The sequence below is a fragment of the Oceanivirga salmonicida genome, from assembly GCF_001517915.1.
Classification (GTDB): domain Bacteria; phylum Fusobacteriota; class Fusobacteriia; order Fusobacteriales; family Leptotrichiaceae; genus Oceanivirga; species Oceanivirga salmonicida.
In genome coordinates, this window is the sequence record NZ_LOQI01000068.1 from 1 (window position 1) to 8,343 (window position 8,343).

The window sequence follows — 8,343 nt, forward strand, 5'->3', positions numbered from 1 at the left end:
CATAGTATAGCCTATGATGGAAATTTAGAATATAATTATAAGAATAGTAAATTTATACTAAATAGTCATATAGCTAAAAGAGATTTTAGTTTAGAGACAAAAGCAAAGTTAACTTATAAGATGCTATATTCAGAATTAGGTGTAAAGTATGATTACCCAAATAAGGTATACCCAGTAATAGGAGTAGGATTTAAAGAAAAATTTGATAAGGTTACAGTAGACGTATTTTTCACACATAAAGAACTTAAAAAGTTTTTATTTAATATAAATTTAAGATTATTTTAATACAATAAAAGGGAATTATCTCTCAAAACGAGTAATTCCCTTTGTGTTTTTAATCTTTTTTATTTCCTAATAGATAATCTTTTTCATCTTTTGTTAATTCTTTATCTTCTGTTATTTTCTTTTCCCAAACTTCTTTTTCTCCATCAGTAAGTACGGGAACGTCGTATCTTGTATATTCGTGTGCTACCATTACATAAATATTTAAGTAATATTTTTTTGTTTTTGGTTTGTATAGTGTAGCAGTTCCATTTTCATCAAGTTCTTTTTCAAAAAGAACTAGATTACCATTTATAACATTTTCAGAAGAACCATTATATGGTTTATCATAAACTACTGAAATTATACTCCCTTCAGTAGAATCTCCATTTGCAAATTGAGCATGTACAGTAAATGTTCCATCTTTATTGTCTTTTATACTTATATCTGGAGTATGTGCGAACATTAATATTGGAGTTAAAACTGTAATTATTGTCATTAAAATTTTTTTCATATTATTTTTTCCTTTCTTTTATTTATTGTTAATATTTTTTAATTTTTTTAAATTGTTTTCGTAAATTTCAAATAATCCATTTTTAGACATTAAATCTTCATCATCTTTATCTTCAACAGGGAATTTACCTGTTTGTATTGTAATTAAATTAGCCTTATATTTTTTTAAACTGTCTTTAAAAGATTTTTTTTCACCTTTATCAGTTAAAACTAAATTATAGCCTGTATTTTCTATTACATTTGTTATTTCTTCTCTATTTTCTACATATATGTATGGGATATTTAAATAATCTAATAAATAGGCTATGTCTTCTGATAATATTATTGCTCCATTTATATCATTAATTTCTAAATATTTAAGTTCAATATTTTTAATTTTATTAAGAGCATCATTTAAGTTTTTGCTAATAATTTTCTTTTTATTAGGGTACAACTTTATTAAATCAGAAGATATGATTTTAAGCATTTTTTTAGTATTATTAAAATTTAACCAAATAAATTCATTGTAATTGTTATTTTTCTTTGTAAGTAATGGTATAACTAGACTAGAATTATCTTCAAAAGAATTGCTAGCATCTATTTCTACTACTCTAATATTTTCTTGTCTTGCAAAGTTATATAATGCTTCATCATTCCATATACTTTTAATATCTACAACTGCTACTATATCTTTATACTTATTTAACGAAAAATCTTTCTGTTTAAAAGATTCATATTGATTAGAAGCCATACTTTTAGAGGTTTCAAATACAGATTTAACTTTTAAGCCAGTATTTTGTGTAAGTACACTAGTTAAAGTGTAAGTTGCTTGCATATCGGTTAAAATAGTATCAGAGAAACTAAATATACTTATTAAAGTAAAAACTATTGTTATTATTTTTTTCATATAAAACTCCTATCTTAATTTTTTACTAACATTTTTAATTATTACAGTTATAAAGAAGAATGTTGATGCAACCATAATTATTGCTCCACCAGATGGTATTCCTACATTTAGTATAAGTGGTAATAATATTCCTATAATACAACTAATTGCTGCAAATCCTATACTGTAAAAGAAAAAACTTTTAATGGATCTAGATAAATTTTTAGCACTAGCAGCAGGGATTAAAAATAGGGCTTCGACTAATGAAATTCCTACTATTTTTATAGCTGATACTGTAACTAATGTTATTAGGATTATAAAGATATATTCCATAAAATCAACATTTACACCTTTAACTGTTGCTATATTGGTATTAAAACTTGATAAAAGTAACTTATTAAAGTTAGGTATAGTTATTATCAGTAAAAGTGTACAAGATATTAATAAAACTAATATATCTAAATCAGATACAGTTAAAATAGAACCAAATAAAAGGTTTTCTAACATGTGTGAATTTACTTTAGAAGAAACTAATATTATTAATGAACCACCTATAGCAATAGATATGGCTAAAAATATACCTATAAGTGTGTCTGATGACATTTTAGTTCTATTTTTAGTATAGTTTATTACTATTCCAAATATTATACAATATGTGAATAGCATAATATATGGTGATTCATGGGGTTCTCCTAAAAATACTCCTAAGGCAATACCTGCTAAGGCGGAATGTCCTATTGCTTCTGAAAAGAAAGCCATTTTTTTAGTAACTACCATAGTTCCAAACATTCCTAAAACTGGACCTATAAATAGAGAACAAATTAGTGAGTTTATAACAAAATTATATGCAAAATAACTAGGTAAATAACCATTATTTGCTAAACCTATTATAAATTCTCTAAAACTATTTAATATATACAATTTTTTTCTCCTTATCTTATAAATAAATATCTAAAAGTTCTTCTTTTGATAATTCTTCATGTTTTTCGCAAGAAAAACAAATCTGCTTTTTAATACAAGTTACAGTATCTGCTATTTTTCTAACTTGATTAATATTATGATTAATCCAAATTATAGTGATACCTTCATCTTTTAACTTTTTTATTATTTCTATAAAATATTCTTCCCCTACACTATCAACACCTGTAAATGGTTCATCTAGTATAAGGAGATTTGGTCTTGGATTAATAGATTGTGCTAATAATAATCTTTGTAATTCTCCACCTGATAAATTTCCTAATAATCTTTTTTTTTTATCTTCTAGTCCTACTTCTTTTAAAATTTGCTTGAAAAGTTCTTTATTTTTTTTGTTAGGACCTAAAAAAGATGGTTTATTTTGGTAACAAAGACATAAAAAATCTTCAACTGTTATAGGTAGAGATCTTTCAAAATCAAGTACTTGTGGTACATACCCTATACGCTTATCATCTTTGTATTCTATAAATATTTCCCCATCATAAGGAACTTGTCCTAAAATACACTTTAAAAACGATGTTTTTCCACCACCATTTGGACCTATAATAGCATGGATTTCTCCACTTTTAATCTCTAAATTTATATTTTCTAATATATGTGTATTTCCTAAGGTTAAAGAAAGATTTTTAACTTTTAATGTAATTCCATTTGTCATTCGTTTGCCCCTTTCAATACATCTTGACCTGTAAAGGCTTTAATTATTTTAAAGTTTTTAATATTATTTATTAAGTCTTCTACATTCATATTAGCAGAGAAGTTATTAAAATCTTCTGTAAATCTTACTAATCCACTATTGTCATTTTTATTTATATAAAGTATAAAATCACCCGCTACATTTTTATCACTACTTATACCAACTATATATATTTCGTTATCATGCGTAAATTTATACCATTTATGTTTTCCAGTAGATTTATTTATACCATCTTTTGTAAAAGGCTCATAATAAAGGTCATTAGCAAGATATTCTATACTAGGGTCATTATTATTTTCTAGAATAGTTTCTAAATCTTGAATTATAATTAGTAAATTATTATATATTATATTTTCTGCTGCTTTCATTTCTTGTGTTCCTATATATTTATCATCTATAATTTTTTCAGTTTTATTTACTCTAAAATTTAAAAGTATACTTGAAAAAATTACAAGACATATTATAGTTAATATTATATAAAAGTTTTCCTTTTTGGAATTTTTAGGATTTAATTTTTCGGTTTTGATTTTAATCACCTCATTTCAATTGATTTTATCATTTTAATTGTTTTTTTTCAACCAAAACCTAATAAAATAAGAGCTTTGAGCAAATAACTGAATTTATAAAAAATTAAAAATATTATATCTTATATATCTTAACATAGGATTTAACAAAATTAACTGAATAAAAAACTTTATTTAAATTCTTGATTTTAGAAAAAATAGGGGTAAAATATAATGGAATTTTATAGTGGGGGGAGATAATATGAGCAAATTAAAAGATAATTTAATTTTTAAATTAATAATAGGTGTTGCTATTGGTATAATAATAGGTTTGTTTGCAAATGAAAAAATTATTGGAATAATATTGCCAATAAAATTTGTTTTGGGAGAATTAATCTTTTTTATTGTTCCGTTAATAATAATAGGATTTATAGCACCATCTATAACACAATTAAAATCAAATGCTAGTAAAATGTTAGGAACTATGATGAGTTTATCATATATGTCTTCAATAGGAGCAGCATTTTTATCAGCTTTAGCAGGATATATTATAATTCCTAAGTTGAATATAGTAACTAATTTTGAAGGATTAAAAGAATTACCTGAAATATTATTTAAAGTGAGTATACCTCCTGTGATTTCAGTTATGGGAGCATTAGTTTTGTCATTACTTTTAGGACTTTCAGTAGTTTGGACAAATTCAAAAAGAACAGAAGAATTATTATTAGAATTTAATCAAATAATGCTAAAAATTGTTAATAAAATAGTTATACCTATTTTGCCAATATTTATTACTACAACATTTGCAGCTTTAACATATGAAGGAAGTATAACAAAACAATTACCAGTATTTATTAAAGTTGTAATAATAGTTTTAATAGGACATTATATTTGGATAAGTTTACTTTATCTTATAGCTAGTTTAGTTTCTGGGAAAAATTCATTAAAATTATTAAAACATTATGGTCCAGCATATTTAACAGCAGTAGGAACAATGTCTTCAGCGGCCACATTACCTGTAAGTTTAGAATGTGTTGAAAAATCTCAAATGCTAGATGAAGAAATAAAAAATTTTGCCATACCCTTAGGTGCAACCACACACCTTTGTGGTTCAGTTTTAACTGAAACTTTCTTTGTTATGGTAGTTTCTAAGATGTTATATGGTTCTTTACCAGCATTGCCAACTATGGTATTATTTATAATGTTGTTAGGTATATTTGCTGTAGGAGCTCCTGGAGTTCCAGGTGGAACAGTTCTTGCTTCATTAGGTTTAATTATATCTATTTTAGGATTTGATAATAATGGGACAGCATTAATGCTTACTATATTTGCATTACAAGATAGTTTTGGGACAGCTTGTAATATAACGGGAGATGGAGCATTGGCTCTTATTTTAGATGGAATATTTAAAAAGAATAAAATTAAGGAGAAATATAATGGAAATATCAACTAAATTATTACATGGGTACACAGTTATAGACGAGTATACGGGATCAGCATCTGTTCCTAAATATCAAACTTCAACATTTCATCAATATGACCCTTGTAATTTATCAGAATACATTTATTCAAGATTTTCTAATCCAACAAGAGCGGCTGTTGATGAAGCAGTTAGAGTTTTAGAAGATGCAAAATATGGAGTATCATTTTCATCAGGTATGGCAGCAATAAGCACAGTATTATTTATGTTTAACTCAGGAGATCATATAATAGCTTGTAAAGATATATATGGTGGAACTCATAAATTTATGACAAAAGTATTATGTGCTTATGGTATAGAGATTAGTTTTGTAGATGAAGAAAATTTAGATGAATTTAGAAAGGCAATTAAACCAAATACAAAGGCAATATATATAGAAACACCCTCAAACCCTACTTTAAAAATTACAGATATTAAAGGAGTTGTAGAAATTTGTAAAGAATATAATCTAATTAGTATATTAGACAATACTTTTATGACGCCTTTATTGCAAAAATCATTAGAATTAGGAATTGATATAGTAATTAATAGTGCAACTAAATTTTTAAATGGGCACAGTGATGTTATAGCAGGTGTAGTTGCTACTAATCATGAAGAATATGGACCTAAAATTATAGACTTCCAACTTACAGTTGGAAATGGTCTAAGTGTTGAAGATTCTTGGTTATTACTAAGAGGTCTTAAAACTATGGATTTAAGAATGAAAAAAAGTTGTAGTAATGCAACACAAATTGCTCAATTTTTAGAAGAAAATGAAAAAATAAATAAAGTGTATTATCCAGGCTTAAAATCACACAAAGGACATGAAATACACATGGCACAATCAATATGTGGGGGAGCTTTAGTTTCTTTTGACGTAGGAACTTATGAAAGAGCATTAACTATAATGGAAAATGTTAAAGTACCTATAGTTGCAGTTAGTTTAGGTGGGGTAGAATCTATTTTATCTTTCCCAGCTAAAATGAGTCATGCTTGTATGTCAAAAGAAGAAAGAGAAGAACTTGGAGTTACAGATGGTTTACTAAGATTATCTGTTGGAATAGAAGACGTTGAAGATTTAATAGAAGATTTGAAACAAGCTATAGATAAAATATAGATAAAAATAGAATAACAAATAATAAATCAAAGCAGATAACAAGGTTGATAAGGAAAAAGGTATGAAAATAGATAATAACTTGTTTGATAAGACAGTTATAATTAATGAAGAAAATTTAGCTACTAAAATATATAATATTCGTGGACAAAAAGTTATGTTAGATTTTGAGTTGGCAGAAATATATGGTTATGAAACAAAGCGATTTAATGAACAAGTCAAAAGAAATAAAGAAAAATTTGAAGGCGAAGATTTTATGTTTCAATTAACTGATGATGAATTGGAAAAACTTTTAAGGTCGCAAAATGCGACCTTGAAAAAAGGAACAGGTAGAGGGAGTAATATTAAGTATAAACCATACTGTTTTACGGAATAAGGCATATATATGTTAATGACAGTATTAAAAGGAGAATTAGCAACTAAACAAAGCAGAGCTTTAATAAGAACTTTTAAATCTATGAAAGATTATCTTGTAGAAAATCAAAATATTATAGGTTCAAAAGAAATGCTGTTTTTATCAATTCAAAATAATCAAAATACAAAAGATATAATTAAAATAAAAGAAAGTATGGTAACAAAGGAAGATTTACAAAAGGTAATGGAAAATTTTATAGATCCTGACACTTATAAACATTTTCTTATTATGGATGGTCAAAAAACAGAAGCTAATATTGCATATAACACAATATATAAATTGGCTAAGAAAACTATCTATGTAGTAGATAATTATATTAGTTTAAAAACTTTAGAATTACTAAGAGTAGCAAAAAAAGACGTTAAAATTATAGTGTTTAGTGATAATAATAGAAGTAGAAATATGCTTACAAGTTCTATACTTGGAGATTTTAAAAATGATTATCCAGATATAGATATTGAATTTAGGGTAACAAATGGAAAATATCATGATAGATATATAGTTATAGATTATGATGATAAAAATGAAAGCATATATCATTGTGGAACTTCATCAAAAGATGCAGGCAGTAAAATTACAACTATTTCAAGGGTAGATGATACAAAACTTTATCATCAAATGTTTAATGAATTAATGAGTAATAAAAAATTAGAGATATAATATAAAATTTAATTTTTTAGAAAATTTATAGTATAAATATTATGGCTAAATGTTATAGCACAAAAAGGTATGATTTTATAAAAAATAGGAATCTTAATTGAAATCTCTATATTTTACTAGTATTTATCTGTTAGAGAAAATTTAATAATATATCTTTGATATTTTATAATTTATATATTTTACTAAATAGTAAATATTTATTGACAACACCCCATTAAAAATGGTATAGTTAGTTAGCATTTTTTCTCGGAATATATTAGCCAGATATGTTCTTAGATAAAATCAGAAAAATATAAGGAGGAAAGGCAAAATGAAATCAAAAAAAGAAATTATCGCAGAATTTGGTAAAAATGAAAAAGATACAGGGGCATCAGAAGTTCAAGTAGCAATTTTAACTGAAAGAATAGCTCACTTAACAGAACATTTGAAAACACACCCAAAAGATGTTCATTCAAGAACAGGATTATTAAAAATGGTTGGTAAAAGAAGAAGAATGTTAAATTACATCAAGAATAGAAGAATTGATGATTATAGAGATCTTATTGAAAAATTAGGTTTAAGAAAATAAAATAACAGGGAGCAAATAATTTTGTTCCCTTTTATAATAAAAAGGAGTTATATGAAAAAAAGAATAGATATATTAGAAGGAAGTATAGGTAAAAATCTTTTTAAATTGTCATTGCCTGTAATTCTTACCTCTCTAATCTCTATATTATATAATTTAACAGATATAAAATTCATAAGTACATATTTAGGAGACAAAGAAGTATCATCAGCGGCAGCGGCGACATTCTTTATAATTTTTGCTATGTCATTTTTAATGATAGCCAAAAATGGAGCACAAATATTAGTTGCGCAATCTATAGGTGCAAAAATATATAAGC

Annotated in this window: 12 protein-coding genes; 7 read left to right on the plus strand and 5 right to left on the minus strand. The window is 25.4% G+C overall.

The window, feature by feature from the left end:
• Positions 1-285, plus strand: a 285-nt coding sequence (locus AWT72_RS09730; protein WP_197407632.1) for a hypothetical protein, incomplete at its 5' end; no start/stop codon positions are given.
• 49 nt (positions 286-334) lie between these two features.
• Here the strand turns inward: AWT72_RS09730 and AWT72_RS07270 are convergent.
• From AWT72_RS07270 to AWT72_RS07290, 5 genes are read right to left on the minus strand one after another with little or no spacing between them, the layout of a single operon-like run.
• A complete protein-coding gene (locus AWT72_RS07270; protein WP_067143041.1) occupies positions 335-775 on the minus strand; it encodes a hypothetical protein in 441 nt (146 codons plus the stop codon).
• Positions 776-793: 18 nt separating this feature from the next.
• A complete protein-coding gene (locus AWT72_RS07275; protein WP_067143044.1) occupies positions 794-1,660 on the minus strand; it encodes a metal ABC transporter solute-binding protein, Zn/Mn family in 867 nt (288 codons plus the stop codon).
• Between the two features lie 9 nt (positions 1,661-1,669).
• Positions 1,670-2,554: a metal ABC transporter permease gene (locus AWT72_RS07280; RefSeq protein WP_067143059.1), complete on the minus strand. Its 885-nt coding sequence runs from the start codon at positions 2,552-2,554 to the stop codon at positions 1,670-1,672.
• A 22-nt stretch (positions 2,555-2,576) separates the two neighbouring features.
• Positions 2,577-3,269, minus strand: coding sequence for a metal ABC transporter ATP-binding protein (locus AWT72_RS07285; RefSeq protein WP_067143047.1), 693 nt, complete (start codon positions 3,267-3,269; stop codon positions 2,577-2,579).
• Positions 3,266-3,844 (minus strand): DUF6162 family protein, encoded by a 579-nt coding sequence (locus AWT72_RS07290; RefSeq protein ID WP_067143050.1) that lies wholly within the window; start codon positions 3,842-3,844, stop codon positions 3,266-3,268. The genes AWT72_RS07285 and AWT72_RS07290 overlap by 4 nt, the downstream gene beginning before the upstream one ends.
• 229 nt (positions 3,845-4,073) lie before the next feature.
• Here AWT72_RS07290 and AWT72_RS07295 point away from each other — a divergent pair, with 229 nt between their 5' ends.
• The 6 genes from AWT72_RS07295 to AWT72_RS07315 form a co-directional block, all read left to right on the plus strand.
• Positions 4,074-5,264: a dicarboxylate/amino acid:cation symporter gene (locus AWT72_RS07295; protein ID WP_067143053.1), complete on the plus strand. Its 1,191-nt coding sequence runs from the start codon at positions 4,074-4,076 to the stop codon at positions 5,262-5,264.
• Positions 5,248-6,387: a trans-sulfuration enzyme family protein gene (locus tag AWT72_RS07300; protein WP_067143062.1), complete on the plus strand. Its 1,140-nt coding sequence runs from the start codon at positions 5,248-5,250 to the stop codon at positions 6,385-6,387. Before AWT72_RS07295 ends, AWT72_RS07300 begins: the two co-directional genes overlap by 17 nt.
• Positions 6,388-6,448: 61 nt before the next feature.
• The gene (locus tag AWT72_RS10205; RefSeq protein WP_231724064.1) at positions 6,449-6,760 is read left to right on the plus strand and encodes an ORF6N domain-containing protein; all 312 of its coding nucleotides are present in this window, start codon (positions 6,449-6,451) and stop codon (positions 6,758-6,760) included.
• 15 nt (positions 6,761-6,775) lie between these two features.
• On the plus strand, positions 6,776-7,459 hold the full coding sequence (locus AWT72_RS07305; protein ID WP_231724065.1) for a hypothetical protein: 684 nt from the start codon (positions 6,776-6,778) through the stop codon (positions 7,457-7,459).
• A 310-nt stretch (positions 7,460-7,769) separates the two neighbouring features.
• Positions 7,770-8,027 carry a 30S ribosomal protein S15 gene (gene rpsO, locus AWT72_RS07310; protein WP_067143056.1) on the plus strand — a complete coding sequence of 86 codons (258 nt, stop codon included), beginning with the start codon at positions 7,770-7,772 and terminating at the stop codon, positions 8,025-8,027.
• Positions 8,028-8,078: 51 nt separating this feature from the next.
• Positions 8,079-8,343, plus strand: a 265-nt coding sequence (locus tag AWT72_RS07315) for an MATE family efflux transporter (protein ID WP_306765435.1), incomplete at its 3' end; no start/stop codon positions are given.

Coding starts and splice junctions, on each gene's coding strand:
- AWT72_RS07270 (WP_067143041.1), bottom strand. CDS start 775: ATGAAAAAAATTTTAATGACAATAATTACAGTTTTAACTCCAATATTA.
- AWT72_RS07275 (WP_067143044.1), bottom strand. CDS start 1,660: ATGAAAAAAATAATAACAATAGTTTTTACTTTAATAAGTATATTTAGT.
- AWT72_RS07285 (WP_067143047.1), bottom strand. CDS start 3,269: ATGACAAATGGAATTACATTAAAAGTTAAAAATCTTTCTTTAACCTTA.
- AWT72_RS07295 (WP_067143053.1), top strand. CDS start 4,074: ATGAGCAAATTAAAAGATAATTTAATTTTTAAATTAATAATAGGTGTT.
- AWT72_RS07300 (WP_067143062.1), top strand. CDS start 5,248: ATGGAAATATCAACTAAATTATTACATGGGTACACAGTTATAGACGAG.
- AWT72_RS10205 (WP_231724064.1), top strand. CDS start 6,449: ATGAAAATAGATAATAACTTGTTTGATAAGACAGTTATAATTAATGAA.
- AWT72_RS07305 (WP_231724065.1), top strand. CDS start 6,776: ATGACAGTATTAAAAGGAGAATTAGCAACTAAACAAAGCAGAGCTTTA.
- rpsO (WP_067143056.1), top strand. CDS start 7,770: ATGAAATCAAAAAAAGAAATTATCGCAGAATTTGGTAAAAATGAAAAA.